This is a genomic window from Type-D symbiont of Plautia stali, assembly GCF_001485335.1.
GTDB lineage: Bacteria > Pseudomonadota > Gammaproteobacteria > Enterobacterales > Enterobacteriaceae > Pantoea > Pantoea vagans_C.
The window spans coordinates 1-24,977 of sequence record NZ_BBOC01000080.1 but is presented as its reverse complement, the minus strand read 5'-3'; the positions used below and the strand labels follow the sequence as shown (position 1 = coordinate 24,977).

The 24,977-nt window shown below is 49.4% G+C and carries 25 protein-coding genes and 1 other annotated feature; of the genes, 6 read left to right on the top strand and 19 right to left on the bottom strand.

Features of this window, described 5'->3' with window-relative positions:
• Together PSSD_RS20755 and PSSD_RS20750 are read left to right on the top strand one after the other, a co-directional pair.
• A partial coding sequence (locus tag PSSD_RS20755) for a hypothetical protein (protein ID WP_235589263.1) occupies window positions 1-1,280 on the top strand: 1,280 nt, incomplete at its 5' end.
• A 175-nt stretch (window positions 1,281-1,455) separates the two neighbouring features.
• Window positions 1,456-2,391 carry an acyltransferase family protein gene (locus tag PSSD_RS20750; RefSeq protein WP_082672340.1) on the top strand — a complete coding sequence of 312 codons (936 nt, stop codon included), beginning with the start codon at window positions 1,456-1,458 and terminating at the stop codon, window positions 2,389-2,391.
• Window positions 2,392-2,455: 64 nt separating this feature from the next.
• Here PSSD_RS20750 and PSSD_RS20745 read toward each other — a convergent pair whose 3' ends face one another.
• From PSSD_RS20745 to hisL, 13 genes are all read right to left on the bottom strand, one after another.
• The gene (locus PSSD_RS20745; RefSeq protein ID WP_058973522.1) at window positions 2,456-3,571 is read right to left on the bottom strand and encodes a succinylglutamate desuccinylase/aspartoacylase family protein; all 1,116 of its coding nucleotides are present in this window, start codon (window positions 3,569-3,571) and stop codon (window positions 2,456-2,458) included.
• A 175-nt stretch (window positions 3,572-3,746) separates the two neighbouring features.
• The gene (locus PSSD_RS20740; protein WP_058973521.1) at window positions 3,747-4,544 is read right to left on the bottom strand and encodes an ABC transporter substrate-binding protein; all 798 of its coding nucleotides are present in this window, start codon (window positions 4,542-4,544) and stop codon (window positions 3,747-3,749) included.
• Between the two features lie 66 nt (window positions 4,545-4,610).
• Window positions 4,611-5,087, bottom strand: coding sequence for a YbaK/prolyl-tRNA synthetase associated domain-containing protein (locus PSSD_RS20735; RefSeq protein ID WP_058973520.1), 477 nt, complete (start codon window positions 5,085-5,087; stop codon window positions 4,611-4,613).
• Window positions 5,074-5,397: a helix-turn-helix domain-containing protein gene (locus PSSD_RS20730; protein ID WP_058973519.1), complete on the bottom strand. Its 324-nt coding sequence runs from the start codon at window positions 5,395-5,397 to the stop codon at window positions 5,074-5,076. Before PSSD_RS20730 ends, PSSD_RS20735 begins: the two co-directional genes overlap by 14 nt.
• Before the next feature lie 190 nt (window positions 5,398-5,587).
• The gene (hisIE, locus tag PSSD_RS20725; protein WP_039327843.1) at window positions 5,588-6,199 is read right to left on the bottom strand and encodes a bifunctional phosphoribosyl-AMP cyclohydrolase/phosphoribosyl-ATP diphosphatase HisIE; all 612 of its coding nucleotides are present in this window, start codon (window positions 6,197-6,199) and stop codon (window positions 5,588-5,590) included.
• Window positions 6,193-6,969 carry an imidazole glycerol phosphate synthase subunit HisF gene (hisF, locus tag PSSD_RS20720; RefSeq protein ID WP_039327846.1) on the bottom strand — a complete coding sequence of 259 codons (777 nt, stop codon included), beginning with the start codon at window positions 6,967-6,969 and terminating at the stop codon, window positions 6,193-6,195. The genes hisIE and hisF overlap by 7 nt, the downstream gene beginning before the upstream one ends.
• Window positions 6,951-7,688 carry a 1-(5-phosphoribosyl)-5-[(5-phosphoribosylamino)methylideneamino]imidazole-4-carboxamide isomerase gene (gene hisA, locus PSSD_RS20715; protein ID WP_039327847.1) on the bottom strand — a complete coding sequence of 246 codons (738 nt, stop codon included), beginning with the start codon at window positions 7,686-7,688 and terminating at the stop codon, window positions 6,951-6,953. Before hisA ends, hisF begins: the two co-directional genes overlap by 19 nt.
• Window positions 7,688-8,278, bottom strand: coding sequence for an imidazole glycerol phosphate synthase subunit HisH (gene hisH / locus PSSD_RS20710; protein WP_058973518.1), 591 nt, complete (start codon window positions 8,276-8,278; stop codon window positions 7,688-7,690). Before hisH ends, hisA begins: the two co-directional genes overlap by 1 nt.
• The gene (gene hisB, locus PSSD_RS20705; RefSeq protein ID WP_058973517.1) at window positions 8,278-9,345 is read right to left on the bottom strand and encodes a bifunctional histidinol-phosphatase/imidazoleglycerol-phosphate dehydratase HisB; all 1,068 of its coding nucleotides are present in this window, start codon (window positions 9,343-9,345) and stop codon (window positions 8,278-8,280) included. Before hisB ends, hisH begins: the two co-directional genes overlap by 1 nt.
• On the bottom strand, window positions 9,342-10,412 hold the full coding sequence (hisC, locus tag PSSD_RS20700; protein ID WP_039327854.1) for a histidinol-phosphate transaminase: 1,071 nt from the start codon (window positions 10,410-10,412) through the stop codon (window positions 9,342-9,344). Before hisC ends, hisB begins: the two co-directional genes overlap by 4 nt.
• Window positions 10,409-11,716 carry a histidinol dehydrogenase gene (gene hisD, locus PSSD_RS20695; RefSeq protein ID WP_058973516.1) on the bottom strand — a complete coding sequence of 436 codons (1,308 nt, stop codon included), beginning with the start codon at window positions 11,714-11,716 and terminating at the stop codon, window positions 10,409-10,411. The genes hisC and hisD overlap by 4 nt, the downstream gene beginning before the upstream one ends.
• Before the next feature lie 4 nt (window positions 11,717-11,720).
• The gene (hisG, locus tag PSSD_RS20690) at window positions 11,721-12,620 is read right to left on the bottom strand and encodes an ATP phosphoribosyltransferase (RefSeq protein ID WP_034824735.1); all 900 of its coding nucleotides are present in this window, start codon (window positions 12,618-12,620) and stop codon (window positions 11,721-11,723) included.
• A 54-nt stretch (window positions 12,621-12,674) separates the two neighbouring features.
• Window positions 12,675-12,795, bottom strand: a sequence feature (His leader region).
• Window positions 12,771-12,815, bottom strand: coding sequence for a his operon leader peptide (hisL, locus tag PSSD_RS27985; protein ID WP_200546086.1), 45 nt, complete (start codon window positions 12,813-12,815; stop codon window positions 12,771-12,773). It overlaps the preceding feature by 25 nt.
• Before the next feature lie 180 nt (window positions 12,816-12,995).
• Here hisL and PSSD_RS20685 point away from each other — a divergent pair, with 180 nt between their 5' ends.
• Both PSSD_RS20685 and PSSD_RS20680 read left to right on the top strand, forming a co-directional pair.
• Window positions 12,996-13,823 (top strand): SDR family oxidoreductase, encoded by an 828-nt coding sequence (locus tag PSSD_RS20685; RefSeq protein ID WP_058973515.1) that lies wholly within the window; start codon window positions 12,996-12,998, stop codon window positions 13,821-13,823.
• Window positions 13,824-14,057: 234 nt separating this feature from the next.
• Window positions 14,058-15,107, top strand: a complete 1,050-nt coding sequence (locus PSSD_RS20680) for an acyltransferase family protein (protein ID WP_071885733.1) — start codon at window positions 14,058-14,060, stop codon at window positions 15,105-15,107.
• A 682-nt stretch (window positions 15,108-15,789) separates the two neighbouring features.
• Here the strand turns inward: PSSD_RS20680 and PSSD_RS20675 are convergent.
• From PSSD_RS20675 to puuD, 6 genes are all read right to left on the bottom strand, one after another.
• Window positions 15,790-17,247 (bottom strand): glucosyltransferase domain-containing protein, encoded by a 1,458-nt coding sequence (locus tag PSSD_RS20675; RefSeq protein WP_058973514.1) that lies wholly within the window; start codon window positions 17,245-17,247, stop codon window positions 15,790-15,792.
• Between the two features lie 177 nt (window positions 17,248-17,424).
• Window positions 17,425-18,408, bottom strand: a complete 984-nt coding sequence (locus PSSD_RS20670) for a glycosyltransferase family 2 protein (protein WP_082672339.1) — start codon at window positions 18,406-18,408, stop codon at window positions 17,425-17,427.
• Window positions 18,408-18,764 carry a GtrA family protein gene (locus PSSD_RS20665; RefSeq protein ID WP_058973513.1) on the bottom strand — a complete coding sequence of 119 codons (357 nt, stop codon included), beginning with the start codon at window positions 18,762-18,764 and terminating at the stop codon, window positions 18,408-18,410. Before PSSD_RS20665 ends, PSSD_RS20670 begins: the two co-directional genes overlap by 1 nt.
• A gap of 215 nt (window positions 18,765-18,979) precedes the next feature.
• Entirely contained in the window at window positions 18,980-20,257 is a 1,278-nt protein-coding gene (locus PSSD_RS20660; protein ID WP_058973512.1) for an NAD(P)/FAD-dependent oxidoreductase, read from the bottom strand.
• A 24-nt stretch (window positions 20,258-20,281) separates the two neighbouring features.
• Window positions 20,282-20,839 carry an HTH-type transcriptional regulator PuuR gene (gene puuR, locus PSSD_RS20655; RefSeq protein ID WP_058973511.1) on the bottom strand — a complete coding sequence of 186 codons (558 nt, stop codon included), beginning with the start codon at window positions 20,837-20,839 and terminating at the stop codon, window positions 20,282-20,284.
• Window positions 20,836-21,600: a gamma-glutamyl-gamma-aminobutyrate hydrolase gene (gene puuD / locus PSSD_RS20650; RefSeq protein ID WP_058973510.1), complete on the bottom strand. Its 765-nt coding sequence runs from the start codon at window positions 21,598-21,600 to the stop codon at window positions 20,836-20,838. Before puuD ends, puuR begins: the two co-directional genes overlap by 4 nt.
• Window positions 21,601-21,813: 213 nt before the next feature.
• Between puuD and PSSD_RS20645 the strand changes: the two genes are divergently transcribed.
• The gene (locus PSSD_RS20645) at window positions 21,814-23,229 is read left to right on the top strand and encodes a glutamine synthetase family protein (protein WP_058973509.1); all 1,416 of its coding nucleotides are present in this window, start codon (window positions 21,814-21,816) and stop codon (window positions 23,227-23,229) included.
• A 358-nt stretch (window positions 23,230-23,587) separates the two neighbouring features.
• Window positions 23,588-24,943 carry an APC family permease gene (locus PSSD_RS20640; protein WP_058973508.1) on the top strand — a complete coding sequence of 452 codons (1,356 nt, stop codon included), beginning with the start codon at window positions 23,588-23,590 and terminating at the stop codon, window positions 24,941-24,943.
• Window positions 24,944-24,977 lie beyond the last annotated feature (34 nt).

Sequence of the window (24,977 nt, the reverse complement as noted above, 5' to 3'; positions counted from 1 at the left end):
ATGAACATAGCGAGTTTTCAATGAAGAATTTAATTGTTGGTCCTTCACATGTTGTAAGGATGCAACACGCAAAAAGCAGCAATTGTCTACCAGCCGACATTGATGAGCCTGTGTTCATAGGTATGGGAGGAGCACCAACATGGAGCGATAATATTTTTAATAAGGTATCAGAGTCATTGGATTCTGGCTCAAAAATTCATCTTATTCTAGGTGATTATCGTTTTGGAAATAACATTCTTGCCGAGGGAAAGGATGTCCTCAGCCAAGATAAGGTTTACATTAATATACATGGGGAGTTTTTGACGCCTGAAAATGATAGAAAAATGTACGGTTTCTATCTACAAGGGCTAGATAAATGGCGTTCATCGTACCCTAATATAAATATTATACCATGGACGTTACTAATGAGGAGGGCTGAAAACATTTCCACTCAACATCACGTCGATGTAAATGGGATCTATACTCATCCAACCTTAAATGAAGAAATGTTAATTGGAAAGTATTGTGAGCCATCGTATCTAAGATGCTTAGAAATTCCCAGTTCTGTTCTCAAGAACTTTTACATAGACAACGATCTTCATCCTTCGACACTTGGTTATGTCTTTCTAACAAAATGTATTATGAAGCTTGAACCACATGAAAGTGTATACGCTAGTTTAAAAATTATAGAGTTCGTTATTTCTGATTTCTTTAAAAAATTAAGTATTGAAAAGAAGATCTATATTACTGGTGATAGTGTCGCTATGGCTACAATCAAGAAGGTGTTGCCTTTCGAATACAATTTAAAAAACTTTCTTTGTTTTGAAAAAGATCACGGCGTTGATTACATTGAGATAAATATTGAATCCGTGACGTCCAGTTTATCCAATTCGAACTTTTCAAATTCCAAGGATAATAATAAAATATCATTCCCTTGGGACTACTTAGGATTTAGCGCAATTTCGCAGAGACATCCTGACTTGAAAAGGTTACAACCTGCACCACACACATTGTCTTTGTCGGAACAATTATCCTATTATGAACTATTCAAAAGCGATGAATTTTTTGATATTGGAGAGAAGTTAACACCAACATTAAAAGGTATGCTTTTTATCCTGTCATTAGCGTCAAGAAAGCCATCTAATGAAAAAGTTGCAATTATAAACAGCTCAATTAAGGATATATTCTCTTCGGTCGACCATGCTTCTTTTAAATATCATGAATCAGAACGGAGCATAAAGAAGAGTGATGAAACCATTATGTGGAAAATTTCTAATTTTCTAGTTTCCCTACTGAAGTGATTTTTTCTTTTTAATTTATAATTGACAATTTGCACTATAACCAAGTTGGAGCAGACCTTTGGAAAGGAAAAAGATTGAATCGCTCGATTTTGTAAGAGCATTATCTGTATTGTTCATTATCATCTTCCATTATGCAGCGGTCATACTCTATGACAAAAAAAATGGATGTTAATATATCCAGATATATTTTTCCTTTTTTGGTGGTCTTGGTGTTTCTTTCTTTATTATTATTTCAGGTGGTGGGATTTATAACTCAATTAAATCAAATTTTAACCTTTCGGATTTTTATAAACGACGTTTCCTTTCAATATTCCCCTCATACTATATTGCCTATTTCATAACGGCAGTTGTACTGTTTGTTTTTAGTGGTAGAGTAATTTTTCAAGGTGATTTCTTAAAGATTTTCTGGACTTTGCTAGGTTTGGATGGCTTTTTATCTCAAAGGGTCCAGACTTTTTATTTGATTGGTGAGTGGTTTGTAGGTTTCATCATTTTGATGTATGTGATTTTTCCTGGGATACTTGCGCTATATCGTCGCAGTAAAGCTGTGACTTATATTGTTGCAGTAGGCTTGGCTATTACCTCAATACATTATAATGTTTTTTTATACGAGCATATACCATTTTGGAATAAACGAGACATATGGAATCCTATTGCGCGATTGCCAGAGTTCATTCTAGGTATGGTCCTTTTTGAAGCAATTGCTAATAAAAATCACCAACTATTGAAGTACATTACTATAGTGGCGGTTGCTGTTGTCTTAGGCTACTCTATTCATGATCATAGAGATATGGTGATTAATGAATCCAGGAATATACCTCTTTTCTCATCGATATTAGTGATTTTAGTTGTTGTTTATGAATATGCTCTTAAATTCATTCATTCGAATCATATAATCTCTTTCTTATCGAAGTATTCCTTTTTAGCCTTTCTATATCATCATCAAATTTTATCAATTATCTCATCAAAGATTAACTTCCAGAACCTTGATAAGACTTCACTTATTTATTGTGGCGCTATGGGGATTTCTTTAAGTTTTCTTTTAGCCTACGCTACTTTCGACATCTCAAGTAAATTCAAGGACTTTTTAAGTAAGAAGATCTACCGTTAAGACTTGATGATTCGCAGTGCTGAGCGATTAACGGCTAGCACTGCTGTTTAACTTTAAGTTTTTTTCAAACCACCAACAACTCCCCCTCACGCCCTGCATTTTCCCCAGCCAGCCTCACCACCAGCATCCCCGCCGTCGCAAACTTCATCAAATTCCTCGCATACAGCACGCCACCAAACTCAGCAAACAGCGGTGTCACTTGGTCGGTAATCGGGTCAACAATCTCAGCCACCACTTCACCGGGCTTAATCCATTCCCCAAGTTTACGGCGGTTTAACAGCAGCCCAGAGTGCGGCGCATGAATATACTCACAGCCTGCTAACGGCGTGGCTGGGTTGATCAGGGCAGGGGATTCACTCAACTCACCGGCAATATAGCCACCTTCAATCAGCGCATTGATAATCGCATCGGCATCTTTTTCAGCTTGCTCCGGCGCAACGTCTGCCACACCGCGCAACTCCAGCGTCACAGGCAGCAATCCACGCGGCATGGGGTACTTATCACCAAACCGCTCTGCCAGTGTTAACCACGGCTCGCAGCAGGCTTCATCAAATGGCTCTCCACCGGAAATTTGCGCCAGCAACTGCACTTCACTGCCTAGCCAGCGCGCCAGCGGTTCGATGTCCTGCCAGGCATGCGGAGTGGTGTAGAGGTGTGGCAGTGCATCCCAGTCGCAGTGCAGATCGATCATGAGATCCGCCTGGCTGGCCATGCGCATCAGGGTAAAGCGCTGCGAATCCAGCTCAGTCTTGGCAATACGGTCGCGATAATGACGGTCAATCGCTTCGCGAATCAGACGTTTGTTTTCGTACTCACTTTGCGTCAGTGAATCCGCAAGTTCGGCGGCCAGGGTTTCACCCAATGCCGGGAAGCGACGGTTGAAATCCTGACCTGATAAGGTATGGAAGCGTCCCAGATGGCTGCCGTGCCAGTGCTGGCCCATCGCTAAGGGGTTGGCGACCGGCACCAGGGTGATCTTTGATTTAAGCTGTCCGGCGGATTCCAGTGCCAGCAGTTTGTGTTTTAAATACCACGCTACCGCCATACCGGGCAGCTCATCACCGTGTAAGGCGGCCTGAATATAGACGCGCTGCTGGGAATCGGTACCGAAGTGGAAGCTAACGATTTCGCGCTGTGTTCCAAGGGAAGCACTCAACAGAGGATGATGTTGCTGTTGCATGAGGTTGTCGATGTCCTGTCTCTACGGCACCTAAAGATTCGTGCCTAAAATTTATTGATTGGAATTATAGTGCTGCTGTGAAAATGAGCGGAATAAAAGCAGTGAATTATGTGTACTGAACAATGGAATCCAGCGGCTGGGCGGCCTGCAGGCCGCCCCTACCAAATACCATACGTTACTGCTGAATGGAGATGTCAGTCGCGAAGTACTTCTTCTGAATCTTGTCGAAAGTGCCGTTCTTTTTGATTTCAGCGAATGCGTTAACAAGGGCAGTTTTCAGCTCTTCATCGCCTTTACGCAAACCAATGGCGGTGCCTGGGCCGATGATCGGGTCTTGTACAATCGGACCTGCCAGTTCGAAGTCTTTGCCCTGTGGCTGCTTCAGGAAACCATTAGCGGCCTGGGCGGCATCAGTGAACACTACATCAAGACGCCCAGAGATCAGATCACTCTCAACCTGTGCCTGATCGCCATAAGGAACCACTTGTACACCGTGTGGCTGCCATTTTGCCAGCGCATAGCGTTCCTGTACGGTTCCCTGCTCAACACCCACGGTTTTACCTTTCAGGGATTCAGCGGTCGGCAGCAGACCAGAGCCTTTGCGCGCGATCAGTTGGGTGTGCGTATCGTAAAGCGGCACGGTGAAGTCAATCTGCTTCAGGCGCTCTTCGGTGATGCCCATATCCGAGAGAATCGCGTCGAACTTGCGTGCTTTCAGTGCCGGGATCATGCCGTCAAACTGGCTCTCGACCCAGACGCATTTGGCTTTCATCTGCTCGCACAGCGCGTTGCCAAGGTCGATATCAAAGCCAACCAGCTTGCCTTGTGGGGTTTTGGATTCGAATGGAGGATAGGTTGGGTCAACGGCGAAACGAACCTGATCAATCTTTGCCTGAGCGCCAAACGCACAACCTGCCAGCACAGCCAGAGCCAGCGTCTGACGCAGGCGGGCGGTAAAACGAGAACTTGCCATAATAACGGTCTTCTTTTTTCGTGATGTGGAATCACGCAGAGTACCGCTCACCGTCAGCCATGGCAATTAGCAGATTATTTTCAGAACGTTACCATTATGCAGCTTGCGGTAATCCGCCACATTAAGCACCACGGATTTCTCCAGTAAGCCAGCATTAAAGGCAATTTCGTCGTAGCGTTCGAACAGCATGGGGTCAACCACCAACTGCAAATTAGGATGGAAGCTGAAGGGCGGAATGGCTCCGAACACACAGCCGGTTAAGGCACCCACTTCTGCGGGAGAAGCCAACGAAGCGCGACGGCCACCCACCGCTTCAGCGACTTTGCTCAGGTCTGCTTGTTGGTCGGCGGGTAAGATCGCCAGTACGTGCTGTTTGATGCCGTTGCCTTTCACATGGCACACCAGCGCTTTGGCCCCTTGTCCCACCTCTGTCCCGCGGATGGCGGCCACTGCCTCACACTTCCCGGTCGCTTCATGTTCCATGAGTCGGTAACGAGCGTTGTGCTGATCGAGCAGGGCGAGCAGTTTTTCATGAGTGGTCATGAGACTCTCCGTGTTGAATAAGATTGGTGAGTAGTACCTGCATCATATGTGTCTGGCGAGGCAACAAACCCAGCTTCAATCCTAGCGGCTTAAAAGCGCGATTCAATGTCGTTAACGTGATGCTCTCTTTGTCCTGTTCGACATCGGATAAAGTGCGGCGGCTCATCCCCGCTAAATTGGCATATCGATCCTGTGAAAATCCCAGTAGTTCTTTTCGAATCTTACGAAGCAATTTTCCATGAGTTAAGTCGCTCTTGATTGCTTCTTCTAAAAGATCAAGGAAGGCTGCTTCGCGTTCAAATGGACTCATTATGAGATTCCAATTAGTCAAATATGAAGAGGATGCTAAATGAGCAAAAGGCGATATTCGCGTTTTAAATGCAGTTTCTGCAAATGAGCAGTATGTTGCTCATTCTGATGCGGTGATGTTCAGTTTTGAGAAGCATACTGCTCAAAATCGCCATAAAAAGCCAATTCTGAGCAGCATAGTGCACAATCCGTTACTTATGACGTGCACGCAGGTTGTTGATGATGGTGCTCAGATCCAAATCTTGATCCTGCAACAGCACCATCAGGTGATACAGCAAATCAGAGGCTTCATTGGTCAGCTCGTGGCGGTCATTTACCGTAGCTGCCAACGCGGTTTCCACACCTTCCTCACCCACTTTCTGCGCGATGCGCTTGGTGCCGCTGGCGTACAGTTTTGCGGTGTAAGAGCTTTCCGGATCGGCACTCTTACGTGAAGCCAGCAGCTGCTCCAGCTGATACAGGAACGCCCAATCAGGTGCGGCAGGCGAGAAGCAGCTTGATGTGCCCAAGTGGCAGGTCGGCCCAATCGGATTCGCCAGCACCAACAGCGTATCGTTATCGCAATCAGGTGTGATGCTCGCCACCTGCAGGAAGTGACCTGAGGTTTCACCTTTGGTCCACAAGCGGTTTTTGGTGCGCGAGAAGAAGGTGACGTTGCCTTCCGCCAGCGTCTTTTGCAGCGCTTCCTCATTCATATAACCGTGCATCAGCACTTCGCCAGAGACATTGTGCTGGACGATAACAGGCATCATGCCCGCGGTTTTGGCCCAATCCAGTTTGGCCAGTTGTTCTGCAGTTAACACGCGCGAATCTCCACACCGTTGTCGATCAGGAAGTTTTTCAACTCGCCGATATTGATAATTTGTTTGTGAAACACGGAAGCAGCCAGAGCGCCATCCACGTTCGCTTGCTCGAAGGCTTCGAGGAAGTGCGGCATGGTGCCCGCGCCGCCAGAGGCGATCAGTGGCACTCTACACACGTCACGCACTTTCTTCAGCTGTATCAGATCATAGCCGTTGCGCACGCCATCCTGGTTCATCATATTCAGTACGATTTCGCCCGCGCCCAACTTCTGCACTTCCTGCACCCAGTCGAGGGTTTCCCAGGTGGTGACGCGTGTACGTGACTCGTCACCGGTGTACTGGTTAACGTGATACTTACCGGTAGCTTCATCGAACCAGGTATCAATGCCTACCACGATGCACTGCACGCCAAAGCGATCGGCCAGACGGGTAATCAGCGTCGGATCTGCCAGTGCAGGGGAGTTGATGGAGATCTTGTCCGCACCAAACTGCAGAATACGCGCCGCGTCTTCCGGGGTTTTAATGCCACCGGCTACGCAGAACGGAATATCGATCACTTCCGCAACGCGTGACACCCAGCTTTTATCGACGACACGGCCATCGGAAGAGGCGGTGATATCATAGAACACCAGCTCGTCAGCGCCTTCCTGCGCATAACGCTGCGCCAGTGGCACGATATCGCCGATGATTTCGTGGTTGCGGAATTGAACGCCTTTCACCACTTGCCCGTCACGCACATCGAGACAAGGAATTATCCGTTTTGCCAGCATGCAATCGCCTCCGCCACTGTGAATTTATCTTCTAACAACGCACGGCCGACAATCACGCCCTGTGCGCCGCTGCCGCGCAAGGCAGCGATATCATCCAGCGAGCCGATGCCGCCAGAAGACTGGAAAGCGATATCGGGGAACGCGGCAGACACCTCTTTATACAGTTCGACGTTGGAGCCGCTCAGGGTGCCATCACGTGAGATATCGGTGCACAGTACGTGCTTCAGGCCGACAGGTTGATACCAGCCAATCACTTCTTCCAGCGTCACACCGGCCGCTTCCTGCCAGCCGCTGATCGCCACTTCTTTGCGATTACTGGCGTCGATACGCACATCCAGTGCCAGCACGATGGCATCGGCACCAAACTCGTTAAACCAGCTTTTCACTTCCTCTGGCTGCTTCACGGCGGTGGAGCCAACCACCACACGCGTGGCGCCGGCTGCCAGCAGGGCGGCAACGTCGTCACGATTGCGGATACCGCCGCCGACCTGCACTGGCACGTTGACGCCGCGCAGCAGAGTAGTGAGCAGAGGGATCTGGCGCTTAGCCGGATCTTTCGCGCCGGTTAAATCCACCAGATGCAGCACTTCCGCGCCCTGGCGTTCGTAATCCTGTAGACGTGGCAATGGATCGCTGCCGTAGTCGCGCTGTTGGCCGTAGTCGCCCTGATGCAGACGCACCACTTTGCCGTCGATTAAATCTAATGCGGGGATAATCATCACATCTCCAGGAAGTTTTTCAGCAACTGCGCGCCTGCTTTGCCAGAACGCTCCGGGTGGAACTGCACACCGTAGAAGTTATCTTTCTGCAACGCAGCGGTGAACGGGTGGCCGTAATCGCACTGTGCGATGGTGGCGGCATTCACTGGCATGGCGTAGCTGTGCACAAAATAGAAATAGCTGCCGTCTGGAATATCACGGAACAGGTGATTGCCCGCTTGTGAGGTGATCTGGTTCCAGCCCATGTGCGGCAGCGGTAGATCTTGCGTATCCATCAACGAGACCGGCTCATCCACCAGGCCCAGCGTGGTCACGCCGCCATTCTCATCGCTACCGCGTCCCAGCAACTGCATACCGAGGCAAATCCCTAGCACCGGTTGCGTACAGGCTTTAATCAGGTCGATTAAGTCACGTTCTTTCAACTGGTCCATGGCGGCCTGCGCGGTGCCCACGCCTGGCAGCAGCAGCTTATCGGCACGCAGCACCACATCCGGATCGCGGCTCACCACGGGCGTATAGCCGAGGCGCTCAATCGCCCACTTAACCGAAGAGAGGTTGGCGCAGCCGGTATCGAGAATCACCACGTTCATCACAGCACTCCTTTCGAACTCGGCAGGGTGTTGCCATCGACGCGAATCGCCTGACGCAGCGTGCGACCAAAGGCTTTGAACAGGCTTTCCACACGATGGTGGTCGTTCTTACCTTTGGTTTTCAGGTGCAGCGTACTCATCATGGCGTAGGAAAGGGAGCTGAAGAAGTGCTCAACCATCTCGGTGCTGAGATCGCCAACGCGCTGATAGCTGAACTCGGCTTTGAATTCGATGTGTGGACGGCCAGATATATCCAGCGCACAACGCGCCAGGCACTCGTCCATCGGCAGTACGAAGCCGAAACGACCAATACCGCGTTTGTCGCCCAGCGCTTTCAGCAGGGCTTCACCCAGCGCCAGACCGGTATCTTCCACGGTGTGGTGATCGTCGATATACAGGTCGCCTTTAACATCGATATTCATGCGGAAGCCGCCGTGTACCGCAATCTGATCCAGCATGTGATCAAAGAAGCCAACGCCGGTGTTGATCTTGCTGCCGCCTTCACGGTCCAGCCACACTTCGACTCTAATCTGCGTTTCTTTGGTATTGCGTTTCACCAGCGCATAGCGGTCACGCTTGGTCAGTTGCGTTTGAATCGCATCCCAGTCAATGCCTTCTGCGCCATAACGCAGGCCCTGAATGCCCATATTCTCTGCCAGCTGAATATCGGTAAGACGGTCGCCGATCACATAGCTGTTGGCGGTATCCAGTGCACCTTGTGCCAGCCAGGCTTCCACCATTTTGGTTTTCGGCTTGCGGCAATCGCAGTTGTCTTCAGGCATGTGCGGGCAGATCAGGATATCGCTGAAGTTGACGCCCTGTGAGGTCAGAATCTGCATCATCAGGTTGTGCGGGCCATCGAAATCCGCCTGCGGGAAGCTGTCGGTGCCCAGACCGTCCTGGTTAGTGATCATCACCAACTGATAGCCCGCATTTTGCAGTGCCAGCAGCGCAGGAATGGCGTTCTTTTCAAACGCCAGCTTCTCCATGCGATCCACCTGATAATCGGTTGGCGGTTCGGAGATGATGGTGCCATCGCGGTCGATAAAAAGGGTCTTCTGACTCATGCTTGCTCCACTGATAAGGCTTGCAGCGCGGCGATCAGGCGCTCGCACTCTTTACGGGTGCCGATGGAGATGCGCAGGCATCCCGCAAGGCCGGGGTTTTTGTTTTGGTCGCGCAGAATAATGCCTTGATCCCACAGCGTTTTAAACACTTTTGGCGAATCGGTGAAGCGCGCCAGAATGTAGTTGGTTTCGCTCGGGAACACCTGCTGCACCATGCTCAGCTGTGCTAACTGCTCAAACAGCCAGGCGCGGTTAGCGTTAAGCTCCGCCACGTGCTGACGCATCAGCGCGATGCCTTGCTCGCTCAGCGCCTGTCCCGCTACATCGGCAACCGGGGTGGCCAGCGGGTAAGGCGCGATGACCTTCATCAGCAGATCGATCACCGGTTTGTTCGCCAGGGTGAAGCCACAACGCAGGCCCGCCAGCGCAAAGGCTTTCGACAGTGTGCGCAGAATCACCAGGTGTGGATACTCTGTTAACCATCCCGCCAGTGTCGCTTCCGGGCAGAACTCGATATAGGCTTCATCGGCGACCAGCAGTGCTTTACCGGCGGTCATGTCGAGTAACTTGCGGATGTCGTCAGGATTGATCAGGTTGCCGGTCGGATTGTTCGGGCTACACATGTAGACCACTTTAACGCCGTCCAGTTGCTCGGCAATGGCAGGCAGATTCAGTTGCCAGTTATCCAGCGCGGCGACGGTGCGATACTCAATGCCGATGGTTTCGGCGCTGACGCTGTACATGCCGTACGTCGGCGGGCAGAACAGGATCGCATCTTTTCCCGGCTCGCAGAAAGCGCGCATCAGCAGTTCAATGCCTTCATCGGCTCCACGGCAGGTCAGCACTTGCTCTGGCGACAAACCGGCATAGGCAGCGTAGCGCTCAATCACAATTTTAGGCTGACACTCTGGATAACGGTTCAACGTTTGCTGAGACAGCTCAAACGGCACCGGCAGCGGGAATTCGTTGGCGTTCAGCCACACATCACCGTTACCGCCTAAACGACGCGCAGAGAGATAAGGCGTCAATGCACGCACGTTGGCGCGGGCTAAATCTTCAATGCTCATGCTTGCTCCTTCAGCGCGGCAACCCGCAGGGTAACGGCGTTTTTGTGGGCTTCTAACTGCTCCGCGGCAGCTAAGGTTTCAATGGTGGCGGCCAGGTTGAGGAAGCCTTGCGGCGTCAACTCTTGCACTGTCATACGTTTCTGGAAATCCGCTAACCCCAGGCTGGAGCAAGTGGATGTATAACCGTAAGTCGGCAATACGTGGTTGGTGCCGGAAGCGTAATCCCCCGCAGATTCCGGTGACCAGTCGCCGAGGAACACGGAACCGGCGCTGGTGATCGCATCCACCAGATCACGCGGCTGGCGCGTTTGAATGATCAGGTGCTCTGGACCATACAGGTTAGAAATTTCCACGCACTGTGCCAGATCGCGCAGCACAATCAGACGGCTGCTTTCCAGCGCCTGGCGTGCGGTTGCGGCGCGTGGCAACTGTGCCAGCTGCGCTTCAACCGCCAGCGCGACGCCCTCGGCCAGCTTCAGTGAAGGTGTCAGTAGGATAACCTGTGAATCTGGGCCGTGTTCCGCCTGCGATAACAGGTCAGAAGCGACAAACGCCGGGGTTGCACCTTCATCTGCAATCACCAGCACTTCAGAAGGACCGGCTGGCATATCAATCGCCGCGCCATCCAGACGCTGGCTGACCTGGCGCTTGGCTTCCGTGACGTAGGCATTCCCCGGGCCAAAGATTTTGTCCACTTTTGGCACGGTTTCGGTACCGAAAGCCAGAGAGGCAATCGCTTGCGCACCGCCTACCTGAAACACTTCTTTCACGCCGCACAATTGCGCCGCGTACAGAATCTCATCGGCAATCGGCGGCGGTGAACAGAGCACCACACGACCACAACCGGCAATACGTGCTGGCGTGGCCAGCATTAACACGGTTGAGAACAGCGGGGCGGAGCCGCCAGGAATATACAAGCCAACGGATTTCACCGGGCGGGTGATTTGCTGGCAGCGTACGCCTGGCTGCGTCTCAATATCCACTGCGGGCAAAATCTGTGCATTGTGGAAGGTTTCGATGTTAGCTACCGCAACCGCCATCGCCTGCTTCAGCGTATCGCTCAGGCGATCGCTTGCCGCCTGCATCTCTTCAGGTGTGACACGCAGGTTTTCCACCTGCGCTTTGTCGAAGCGCGCGCTGAACTCGCGCAGCGCGTCATCGCCTTGTTCTTTCACTTTCGCCAGCACATCGCGCACGATTTCACTGATGCTCGCCGACGCAGAAATCGCCGGACGCATCAGCAGCGCCTGCTGCTGCTGTTCATCACACTGTTGCCAGTCAATCGGGGTCATGATTGTGCTCATGCTGTTACTCCAACATTTTTTCGATTGGCAGTACGAGGATCGAGCTGGCACCCAGCGCTTTCAGTTTTTCCATGGTTTCCCAGAACAGGGTTTCGCTGCTGACCATGTGCATTGCGACGCGGCTCACTTCACCTGCCAGCGGCAACACGGTAGGGCGCTCAGCACCTGGCAGCAGGGCGATCACTTCTTCCAGGCGCTCGCTTGGCGCGTGCAGCATGATGTACTTAGATTCACGCGCTTTAATCACGCCCTGAATACGCGTCATCATTTTGTCGATCAGTTCTTGTTTCGCCGCTGGCAGCTCGCCGTCACGTTGAATCAGCACCGCTTTAGAACGGTAGATCACTTCAACTTCACGCAGGCCGTTGGCCTCCAGCGTGGCACCGGTAGACACCAGGTCGCAAATCGCATCCGCCAGGCCAGCGCGTGGCGCCACTTCAACCGAGCCGTTTAGCAGGCAGGATTTGAAAGAAACGCCTTGTTTATCAAGGTATTTCTTCAGCAGGTGTGGATAAGAGGTGGCGATACGTGAGTTCTGCAGGCACTGTGGACCGGTGTATTCGGCATCCACTGGCATCGCCAGGGAGAGGCGGCAACCGCCGAAATCGAGGCGACGCAGGGTGAAGTAACGCGGGTCTTCACCTTGTGCGCGGCGGTCCAGCAGCTCTTCTTCTAATACGTTTTCACCGACGATACCGAGATCAACCACACCGTCCATTACCAGGCCTGGGATATCGTCATCACGCACGCGCAGGATATCAATAGGCATGTTCTCCGCAAACGCAATCAGACGCTGCTGCTGAAGGTTGATTTTGATACCGCAGCGGGCCAGCAATTCGCGTGATTCATCACTTAAACGGCCAGATTTCTGCATAGCTATGCGAATACGGGTGTTATCTAACATGTTTCCTGTCCTCTTATTCAATCCTGTCTGAACTCAGTTGGGTTGCGTCCGCCCATAAAAAACCCCCGGAAGATGATCTTCCGGGGGCTCTCTTTGCGTTCGCACCACTGGAAGATCCTAATCGTCTCCCAGCACACATCGCCTGAAAGACTAGTCAGGATGATGGTGATGATGGTTGAACTGAACGCGTGTCATAGTAAATTCCGTTGCTGAATGAGTATTCATTTGCGTGCTGATTAACCTAACGAAGATAGCCGCTCTTGGCAACCCTTTTTTAACGTCAGTTCTCGGAACCTTCCGCAACAGTTTGCGCTGGTTTGCCATAAGCGCTGGGACTAAGATGAAGTGTCTTAGCGCTGTAAAGCAGGAGTCAGTATGAAAAAAGTCGCGATTGTAGGTCTGGGATGGCTCGGTATGCCGCTGGCAATGGCGTTAACGGCACGCGGCTGGCAGGTCACCGGCAGCAAAACTTCCCCGGATGGTGTCGATGCTGCGCGTCGCTGCGGGATTGAGGCATTTCAACTGGTGCTGACACCCGAGATCGAGTGTGAAGCAGATGAGTTAGCTACGCTGATGGCGGTGGATGCGCTGGTGGTGACCTTACCTGCCAGCCGCACCGTACAGGGTGGTGAAGATTACATGCAAGCGGTGCAGAACGTGGTCGATACCGCGTTAGCGCATAAAGTCCCCCGTATTATTTTTACCAGCTCGTCATCGGTGTACGGCACCGGTTCCGGCGTGATGAAGGAGAGTAGTGCGCTTCAACCTGAAAGCGTCGCCGGTAAAACACTGGTAGAGCTAGAAAACTGGCTGCACGATCTGCCTGGCACCAGCGTCGATGTTGTGCGCCTCGCCGGGTTAGTCGGACCGAATCGCCATCCAGGGCGTTTCCTGGCAGGTAAAACCGGGTTGGATAATGGTGGTCACGCCGTCAATCTGGTGCACCTGGATGATGTGGTGGATGCGATTGTGCTGTTGCTACAAACACCGAAGGGCGGCCGGGTGTATAACCTCTGTGCCTCGAAACACCCCGCACGTGATGACTTTTATCCGTTTGTTTCCAAACAGCTTGGCTTGGTGCCACCGACGTTTGCGGCTGAGGCTGAGCGAACAGCTGGCAAAGTGGTGGATGGCTCGAAGATTTGCAACGAGCTAGGGTTTGAGTACAGCTATGATGACCCGATGAAGATGCCGTTAGAGTGATTTGTGGGTTAATTGCGCTGTTATAGGGCAGCGCATTAATAGAAACCGAACGTATGAGTCGAACATTAAATTATTCATGTAGTAACTTAATTCGAATGTTGGCGATTATAGCCCTGAAAACCCGCAATCTTAAGCGAAAAAAATTACCCATAATTTAGTAAAGATATTGGTGCCTATTCTTTAGGGAAGCGTTAACATAACGACATGATACTTACCCAAAGATATGGCGAATTTATGGATAATCGCAATTGTACGATTGACTGTTTTAGGGCAATGGCCGTTATTCTGGTTTCTTTCTATCACGTATATCGACACATAAACCCTAATTTTACTGTATTAGGATTGAATGTTTACAATCCCATTTTAAACGGATGGATGGGGGTTGGTATATTTTTTGTTATATCTGGATATTGTATGGGGATGGCAACAAACTCCATGCAGTCCAGAGGGGTAACCTTAACCTTATATAGGAAATACCTCGCAAAAAGATTCTTTAGAATCTCAGTCCCATATTATTTTGCGGTAATTTTTTGGATAGTAGCAGTCAATATATTTCACTTATTACCCAAAAGCGCAGGTTTGATAGATATTTTTACGCATGTTTTATATATTCACAATTTTAACATTAAAACAATGTATTCTATCTCGGGTGTGTTTTGGTCACTAGCTGTAGAAATGCAGTTTTATTTAATGCTGCCAGTGCTAATGGTAATCTTCAATAGTGATATCAAGAGGGTGTTGCTTGTCATATTTCTTTTCGGATTGTCATTGTCCATCCATCTAATCGCATCTGATAATGTTATTTTGACGTGGGGTATTGCATCTTATCTCTATGTTTTTATTTTAGGGTGGGTTCTTTATCTGAAAAAAGATGCTCTCAAGGGTTACTTAAGTGGCAGGGCACAGTTATATTTCTTGATTGCTCTGTATGTATCAATGATGTGTATAGATCCAATTTATATCAAGGTTAATAAGTTTTATGAGCTTTTGGTTTCATCAGTGTTTGGTTTGCTAATGGTTTCTGTTATGAGTCAAAGTATCACGCAAAACCTTCGAAATTCATTTTTCGTAAGATTTTTTTCATGGATTGGAAGAATGTCATTTTCTATATATCTTTATAATTACATTTATGTAGCATTTGGCTTTCCATCCAAAAGTTCATATGGTATTCCTCTGGTCGCATTTATTTTAGTCTTTGGGATTTTTATGTATTATATGGTGGAAAGTCCATATGAAATTATTAGAAAAAGAAATTTCAATAGTAGTGCAATGAGCACCAAATAACCCCCCCACCATCCCGTACAAACCAAGTGATAGGGCAGAGTAGCATCAATTCAGCCTCTGCACGCTCTGATCGGCACCAACGTAGATGAATATATTAGACACCTCGGTGGGTTAGTCAGACCAAACCGCAATTCAGGACGTTCCTGGCGGGCAAAATAGGGCTGGATAATGGCTCGCACCTGTCTATCTGTTGCATCTTGTTGATGTTGTGAATGTAGTTTTACGGTGATCGTCCGGTTACCTAACCTTGCGCTTATGGACACACACTGCGCATGACGACTTTTATCCGTTTGTTTCAAAGCTGGTGGGATTAAGGCCCCCGACATTTGCGGCAGAGTAGGAGCGATACAGGTAAAGTGGTTGATGGTGCGAAGATCTGCAATTAGCAGGGATTTGATTACCGTTATTTAGGCCTAGTAAAAATGCCGCTTTAGTGATTATGGAGTACTGAAATTTCATTGGACAGCACATTAATAAAAGCTTATAAGGTAATTTTTTAAACTTACAATTTAAATTTTTTGAATGTTATTGAAAGTCAAAATTCACAACTTTACTTCACGTTATGTTTACATGGGGTCGTATATTAATCAATGGATTATATAAAAGTAATCTTTAGTATTTTAACTGGAATTAACTTGTTAATTTGGAGGGCGTGCATAAAGTATGCCCTCCAAATTTTATTCTAGAATGAAGTCGAACAATATTTTATTATGTAATTATTATCATCCCTCATAATAGAGCCATTTTGTGGCCAGCAAGGCATGTTTTCTATTTTCGCATGATTCTCTTTTATAATACGATCATCAACACGCTGTAAACTCAAGAAGCTAGTCATGTTTATATATTGAACTATTCTGCTGTCACCATACTGGAAGAATGACATCCCGAAGTTTTCGGAGTTATTTGGCTTCCATTTATTATTCAGAGGATCATTGCCATAAAAGTAAATTTTATCTCTTCTAGCTGAGAATGTTGGATACTGCCTGAAAAGGTCGCTCAGCATCATCTGGCTTAACTGGGTGTCTTGTTGATTTGTTACGTAATCTGCGTAAAACATCCTGTTTGAATTTGCTGAGCCTATACAAAGAAGGGTTAATGATACAGCGTAAAGAAATGTTCTTTCTACATCAAAAAATGTAATAACTACAAGTGCTGCAAAGCAAATGGGCATCTGCGTAAGCGTTCTAGCAGGCAGCCATGATCCAGTAATTATATCCAGAGAAAATGGGAAAAGATAAACGCAAATTACAACAAGTACCGGATAAATATTTTTTCTTGATATAGCATGCGCGATCACTGCAATTATTGAGCAAATTGTTATCCAATAGATCCCTAATCCGAAATGAGATTTGTTAGCCAACCTCCACTTTAAGTGGGTAAAAATCCCCTTCAAAACATTACTGGATGAATCCTTACCCCATGATGCCATATCGGTCAGGTACGATGTAGGAGGGATATGGGTTATCCTTTGAACTAAATGTGTTGCAATTGAATAGAATGCATAAACAGAAATAATGAGAGACAAAAGGAAAAGTATCTTCTTTAATCCATTTTTCAATGATGAATTACCATTCATTGAATTAATGAGTTCTCTACTTAGTATTAAAGCCACTGGCATTAAAATGATGCTCTGATATATTGACATTGACATGATGCCCATGACAATAAATGCAAGAGATTTGATTATCCATTTCAGTTCCCCATCAAAAACCATAGCCATTAATGTTGCCAGAAGTATCGAAATAGACAATGTGTCAGCTTGATTCTGGAATTGAAATTGATATGCCAAAAGAGGAATTGATGCACAAATTATAGAGAAGCAAATTGATTTGTGCTTTTGCTCGAAGAGATAGGTTCCAGCTAATGCTGTTGCAATACTTGTGATTACTATGGATAAGGCCATAGTAAAAAATGGTGCGAATGGTTCAGGAAGAATATATTTCCTAATGATGGCGTGGCCCCATCTTCCAAGCTCAATTGTATGATGGTAATTATCAAAAAAGTCTTCATCAATTGATAAGGTGAAATGAGTTAGTTCGAACCCATACATGACGCAGTAAGAAATAAATGCTGCGAAAAAAGCATATTTAAATGTATTAAGTTTTTCATGGTTAAAATCAATCGATTTACAAAGACTCATGTGGGGTCCTTCTTAATGCTTCTGTAAGAATAATCATTGTTTTTTTGTGGGGCATGCAATTTCCATGATGTAACTCGTACTGTTTTAGCAGCAACGGCCTGGCTTTCAGGATGTAATTAAGCTTCACTATATTAATCCTCGAATTGATCTATCAAGCAATCTCATTTCTTATTGTCATCAGTATTGTAAGTTGATAAGCATGTTAGTTTGTTTTTTTTTCATGTTATCTTCACAAACCTGCGGTGTCATTTTTTTTGATTTTATATATCTAGGTCGCCCTTTGCTCTCAATATAAATCCTACCAATATACTCACCAAGCACACCAATGCCGATAAGTTGAACGCCACCTAAAAACAGCATTGAAACCATAATCGAAGGATAACCCTTCACTGGGTTACCCCAAAATATGGTATCTATCAACATCCATGCACCATAGATAAAAGACAGGGCAGCAACAAACAACCCAATATACGTCCATATTCTCAGCGGGAAGGTCGAAAACGAAGTGATCCCTTCCAGTGCCAAATTCCACAGTTTCCAACCATTGAACTTCGTCGTACCCGCTACGCGATCAGCGCGGGCATATTCAACAACGGCTGTTTTACCGCCGACCCAACTCAGTACGCCTTTCATAAATAAATTACGCTCTTGAAGCAGTTTGATATTTTCAACCACCTCGCGTGACATCAAGCGAAAATCACCCACGTTCTCTTCAATCTTAGGTGAGCTGATTTTGTTGTGTAATTTATAAAACCATTCGGCTGTTTTTCGCTTTAGGTGAGAGTCTGTACTACGGTCAACGCGTTTAGCGAGCACGATGTCTGCACCTTGCTGCCATTTCTCAATCATCTCAGGAATGACTTCAATGGGATCCTGCAAGTCCACATCAATAGGGATAATGGCGTCGCCCGTTGCGGCTTCTAGTCCGGCAAAAAGTGCCGGTTCTTTACCAAAGTTACGGGTAAATGAAATGTGCTTCACCAGGTTGTCATTGGCTTCTAATTGCGTTAACACTACCTCAGTGCTGTCGGTGCTACCATCATTAATAAACACCAACTCAAGGCTGTGTTCTTTAAAGGCTTCAAATTCGCGCACAGCATTATAAAAGAGGGGAATGGCCTCCTCTTCATTCAACACTGGAACGATCAAAGAGAATTTCATTAACTTTTCCTAAACACAAAAAACTTCGAATAGACGAAGCCGCAAACCAGACTCAGTGCGGAGAAGAAAATCAGTGTCACGATGGGGTTAATATGAAGGCGGTCTGCTGTCCAACCGACTGACACCGCCATGGCTCCCATAAAGAATATATAGAGGAAATATCGCGCGGTGGTGGCTTCGGCGTTAAAGGTCCATTTCGCATTGGCGAAGAAGGAGAATGTGACAGCAACACAGAAGGCAGCAAGGTTAGCCGTAGATTGCTTGGCACCACTGGCTAAGAGCGCACCAAAAACTGCCCAATGGATGGCTGTATTAACCACTCCGACAGAAGTATACCTCGCAAACAACCTAAGCATTTCTGCACCCTTTAAATGAAAGTGCCTGATCCTCGCATTACCGTAGGGTTATAGCAAGTTTTGGTAAAGGAGTGACAGTGATACGTAAACTGCTGCGAGTGCGTGTTGCATAATGATCTTAAAATTAACCCACATTTTATAGATGGTAGCGGCGCGATTTATCGCGCGTTTTTTTAAACCCGCGCAATAAATTGAGCCGCTACAATGCGTTGCGTTTAAACCCCCAACCGATCCCTTAACGCATACCACACCGCGCCCATCGCCGTGAGCGGCACCTTAAACCGCCTCCCTCCTGGGAACGGCAGGTGCGGCAGTTTCGCGAACGCATCAAATCTTTCCGCATGCCCGCGCAGCACTTCAGCGATCAACTTCCCTGACAGGTGGGTGCAGGTCACGCCATGTCCGCTATCCCCTTGCATAAAGAACGCATTTTTCTCAACCTGCCCAAACTGCGGCATGCGTGACAGCGTGAGCAGGAAGTTACCGCTCCAGCGATGGCTAATCTTCACATCCTTCAGCTGTGGGAAGGTTTTTAGCAGCTTGGGCCGAATCAGCGCTTCAATATCATCCGGCTCGCGTGCGCCATACACCACGCCGCCACCGTACAGCAGGCGGTTGTCGGCGGTCAGGCGGAAGTAGTCCAGCAGATAATTGCAGTCTTCTACGCAGTGGTTATTCGGCAGCAAACCCAATGCCTGGTCACGGCTCAGGGGTTCGGTTGTGACGATCTGCGAGCCGCACGGCATGCTTTTGCGGCTCAGGCGCGGTTCCAATTGCGAGGGCAGATAGGCATTACCGGCAAATATCACAAAGGTCGCCGTCACTTCGCCTTTAGCGGTTTTCACCCGATGCGGTTCGCCATATTTCACATCCAGTGCCGCGGACTGTTCGTAAATGCGACCACCGTGGCGGCGTATCGCTTCGGCTTCACCCAGTGCCAGATTAAGCGGATGCAAATGTCCGCCTCGCTTGTCCAGCAATCCACCGACGTAGCGATCGGTTGCTACTTCGCGGCGAATACCGCGCTCATCTAACAACTCTAAATCGTGATTGCCATAACGCGCCCAGTTGGCTTTTTGACTGCGTAAGTGGCCCATCTGACGTTGATTGAGCGCGGCAAAAATACCACCGGGGCGATAGTCACAGGCGATGGCGTAACGATCGATACGATCGCGAATAATCTCTGCGCCTTCAAACATCATGCTGCCGAGCATGGCCGCCACGTCCTTGCCGTATCGCTGCTCAATCACATCGACATCGCGGCTGTAGGAGTTCACCACCTGGCCGCCGTTACGCCCGCTGGCCCCAAACCCGACTTTTGCAGCTTCGAGTACCACCACGTCATAACCGGCTTCGGTTAAAAACAATGCAGAGGAGAGGCCGGTAAATCCTCCGCCAATAATACACACGTCACACTGCACCGATTCCTGCAGTTCTGGCCAAACTTCATGCGCGTTAGCCGTGGCCGCGTAATAACTTCCTACATGTTGCATGAGACCCTCCTTTAACGCGGGACGTTAAAAATTCGCCGGCGTATGCGCACTGATAATGCGACACGGTTGTTCTGACGTATTGGTAAAACTGTGTGGCAACCCGGTATCGATTACGTAGCTCTCACCACAATAGAGATGATAGCTTTGGCCATTCACCACCAAGGTGATTTCGCCCTCCAGCACGGTACCGGTCTCTTCACCAGGATGGCGCAATTTCTCACCGGTACTGGCGCCGGGTTCATAACGCTCCAGCAGCATCGCCAGCGCGCGTTTTTCTGCACCGTTTTCCACCAGGCGCAAGGACACGCCCAGACTGCCGATTTCCACGCACTCTTCCGGGCGCACAATCACTCGCGGCGTGCTGTTCACTTTCGGTTCAGAGAAAAACTCCGACAGCGACAGGCCATATACCTTGAGCAATTTCTGCAAGGTGCTTAACGCCGGGCTGACTTTATCCTGCTCAATGGTGCTGATGGCACTGTGCGTTAATCCTGACAACTCAGCGACGCGACGCTGAGACAATCCCAACTCCTGCCGGATTTGCGACAAACGTCGTCCGGGCGCCAGAGTGGCATCATTCATGGCTGTTTTTCCTTGTGGTAACAGACAGCAGCGTGGATAAAGGCCGCGAACAGACGTTGCGAGACCGGATCTTGATCGGAATGCCACTCCGGATGCCACTGCACCGCCAGGGCAAACGGGTGCTGAGTTAAACTCACCGCCTCAATCAGTCCATCAGGCGCACGTGCTTCAATGCGTAACTGCGGGCCTGTTTCGCGAATCCCTTGACCGTGCAAAGAGTTCACGGCAATCGCGTCAGCACTGCCCAGCACTTGGCTGAGTAGGCCGTCGGCTTCTGGTTGCACTTCATGCACCGGTGCGTATTGCTGATCGAGGGGCAGCGCATCATCTTCCCGATGATCCTGGAAAAGATGCGTCATATGCAGTTGGCGATACAGGGAGCCACCATTCGCCACCACCAGCTCTTGCAGGCCGCGGCAAATGCCAAAGATCGGCATCTTCTTGCCGATGGCATGGGTAATCAAACCGAAGGCGAGGCGATCGCGCGCCGGATCGGCATGCTCCTCTTTGCCTTCTTCACCATAATGCCAGGGTTCAATATTACTCGGGCTGCCGGTCAGCAAAATGCCATCCAGCAGCGTCATACTGTTTTCTAATAGATGAGGGGCCTGCATCAGTTGTTGCGGTAAAGGCAAGGGCACACCACCGGCAAGGACGATGGCATCAAGATATTTATTGTGAACCGTCTGCCCGAGATGGTTACCAATGTGGTTTTGACACATCACTACGCCAATCAAGGGTTTGTCAAAAATAATGCCCATAACGTCTCCGCGTTGCTGTTCAATATTTTCACCGTTTTTGCGGGTCTGGTCTAAAAAGTGTGCAATATATTGTCAATCTAGCAACCGTCTGTTCGTTCTTCCACCATATTTGTTACATTTGCACACTTTTTGCGTTGGAGCTATGTTAGAAGAGTGGCTGTTATTTTGAGCATTGCGCGAACCAATACTAAACGGTAAAGGGCGGGTGGGAACATGACGAACCTCGTAGAAGTAGAAGACTTCACGCGGCACAGTGAAGAGAAACGAACAAGCGCGTTCCAGCTGGAGGTTAAAACCTGGCTGGAACGCCATCCTGAAACGCAGTATGTCGATATTCTTCTTAATGATTTAAATGGGGTGTTTCGCGGTAAGCGCATTCCCATTGCCGCACTGGCAAAACTGGATAAAGGCTGTTATTTCCCCGCCTCGGTTTACGCCATGGATATCCTCGGTAATACCGTCGAAGAAGCCGGACTTGGACAGTCACTGGGCGAACCCGACAATCTCTGCATGCCGATTCCTGGCACCTTAATCCCTTCAGGCGCCGATCCACAACGTATCGCGCAGCTGTTACTCACCATGTGTAACCAAGATGGCACTCCCTTTGACGTTGAACCCCGCAATGTCCTCAACCGCTTGTGGCAGCAACTGCGCAATCGAGGGCTATTCCCGGTGGTAGCGGTAGAGCTGGAGTTCTATCTGGTCGATAAAAAGCGTGATGCGGAGGGGTATATCCAGCCGCCGTGTGCGCCGGGTAGTGATGAACGCAATATGCAGAGCCAGGTCTATTCGGTCGATAATCTCGATCATTTCGCCGATGTTCTGCGTGATATTGACGACCTCGCTCGCCAGCAGGGCATTCCTGCGGATGGCGCACTGGCGGAAGCCTCTCCGGGCCAGTTTGAAATCAATCTGCATCACACCCGCGACATCTTAAAAGCCTGCGATCACGCCGTGTTGCTGAAGCGTCTGGTGCGTCAGGTTGCTGAAAATCATGGTATGACGGCTACTTTTATGGCGAAACCCTATGAGGAGTACGCCGGTAGCGGTATGCATGTGCATATCAGTATGTTGGATGCGGCCGATCACAATGCGTTTTCCCTCGATGATGGCAGCGACTCACCTTTGTTGAAGCGTGCGCTGGCCGGGATGATTGATTTGATGCCCGCTTCTATGGCGCTGCTGGCACCCAACGTCAACGCTTACCGCCGTTTCTTGCCGGAAGCCTATGTGCCGTTACAGGCGTCATGGGGGCACAACAACCGCACGGTGGCGTTGCGTATTCCTTGTGGCGATGCGGATAATCATCGCGTGGAGTATCGGGTGGCCGGGGCGGATGCAAATCCTTACCTGGTGGTGTCAACAATTCTTGCCGGTATCCTGCATGGTCTGGATACTCAGCTACCCTTACCACACCCGGTGCAGGGCAATGGCCATGAGGCGGAAGGGCTACCATTACCCGTTCGCCAGAGCGATGCGCTGTATGAGTTTGAGAACAGCTATCCGCTGCAAAAATTGCTGGGTGAGCATTTCAGCGGAGTCTGGCATAGCTGCAAACAGAATGAGTTGATGCAGTTTGAACGGCTTATCACTGCCACTGAAATCGACTGGATGCTGAAAAACGCCTGACCGGGAGAAGAATTTCGCTAACGTCTTGTGCCGATGGCATAAGTTGGGGCAAAATACGCCCCCTGCAAAATGCAAAACATAACCGACGCTTATAACGTCGGTTATTTTTTTGTAGGAAGAAGTACCCACACACATTACCGAGGCCGGACACGCATCCGGATAGATAGAGACTGACAACACGCTTGGGCGTGAGATTTGAGGAAAACAAAGATGGGGCTGTTTACAATTGCACCAGCGCAGGCTGGTTCTCGCTTTCGTGATGATTACGGCGCGGCGACAATCGCAAACACTAATATCACTTCTCACTGCAGCACGTTGCGCAGTATCCCGCAGATCACCTCTGTTGGGGGCCTGAACAATGTCGCTTAACACCACTGCACCACAGCGTGCACACCTGAAAAAATCCCTGACCTTGATCCCAGTGGTCATGATGGGCCTGGCGTATATGCAGCCAATGACCCTGTTCGATACTTTCGGTATCGTGTCTGGATTAACCGACGGCCACGTCGCCACCGCTTATGCTTTCGCGCTGATCGCGATACTGTTTACCGCCGTGAGCTACGGCAAGCTGGTACGCCGCTTCCCATCTGCGGGCTCCGCTTACACCTATGCTCAGAAGGCTATCAGTCCGCACGTCGGCTTTATGGTGGGCTGGTCATCACTGCTGGACTATTTGTTCATGCCGATGATCAACATCCTGCTGGCGAAAAGCTACTTTGAGACGCTGGTGCCAGGTATTCCGTCGTGGATTTTCGTGGTGTTGCTGGTGGCCTTTATGACCATCTCCAACCTGCGTGGTATCAAAACCGTGGCCAACTTCAACAGCGTGATTGTGGTGCTGCAAGTGGTGGTGATGGTGGTGATTACCGGTATGGTGATCTACGGTGTGGCAAGTGGTGTTGGCGCAGGTACGCTGACCAGCAGCAAGCCTTTCTGGTCTGAGAATGCCCATGTGGTGCCGATGATTACCGGTGCGACAATCCTGTGCTTCTCGTTCCTTGGCTTTGATGGTATCAGCTCATTGTCAGAAGAGACCAAAGATGCAGAACGTACCATCCCCCGCGCGATTTTCCTGACCGCGCTGATTGGTGGTGTGATCTTTATCGGGGTGTCTTACTTCCTGCAGCTGTACTTCCCGGACATCTCTCGTTTCCAGAATCCGGATTCATCACAGCCTGAAATCATGCTGTTTGTCGCAGGTAAAGCCCTGCAAATCGGCATCCTGATTTTCTCTGTGGTGACGGTACTGGCATCCGGTATGGCCGCTCATGCGGGCGTTTCACGTCTGATGTATGTGATGGGCCGTGATGGTGTCTTCCCGCAGCGTTTCTTTGGCTTTGTGCATCCGAAATACCGCACGCCGTCACTGAACGTGCTGTTGGTGGGTGCGGTGGCGCTGCTGGCGATCAACTTCGACCTGGTGACTGCGACTGCGCTGATTAACTTCGGTGCGCTGGTGGCGTTCACCTTTGTGAACCTGTCGGTGATTGCCCAGTTCTGGATCCGTGAGAAGCGTAACAAGACGCTGAAAGATCATCTTCACTATCTGGTGCTGCCGATGATGGGCGCGCTGACAGTGGGTGCACTGTGGATTAACCTGGAAGAGACCTCAATGGTCCTCGGCCTGGTGTGGGCAGCCGTCGGGATTATTTACCTGGCGTTTGTAACGCGCACCTTCCGCAATCCAGTACCGCAGTTCAGCGAAGAAGTGTAATTACCTTTTCCCTCACCCTAACCCTCTCCCGCTT